General features: G+C 53.5%; 1 protein-coding gene. It reads left to right on the top strand.

All coding sequences use genetic code 11. The annotated features are described in order from the left end of the window. Nucleotides 1-65: 65 nt before the first annotated feature. Nucleotides 66-202: transposase (locus AO268_RS08075; protein ID WP_141562798.1), on the top strand; the 137-nt coding region annotated here is incomplete at its 3' end.

Genomic DNA, 202 nt, shown 5'->3' on the forward strand with positions numbered 1-202 from the left:
CTGTAGTGGTCTAATGAAACCGGACACCCATTTAGGCGAGAATGCTCGCCAGATCGAGGTGTCAGATGACCAAACAACGCCGCTCCTTTACTCCTGAATTCAAGCGCGAGGCTGCCGACCTTGTGCTCAAACAAAACTACAGCTACATCGAAGCCAGCCGTTCACTCGGCATTGGTGAATCGGCATTGCGCCGCTGGGTTGA

Source organism: Pseudomonas sp. ICMP 8385 (genome assembly GCF_002699915.1).
GTDB classification, from domain to species: domain Bacteria; phylum Pseudomonadota; class Gammaproteobacteria; order Pseudomonadales; family Pseudomonadaceae; genus Aquipseudomonas; species Aquipseudomonas gessardii.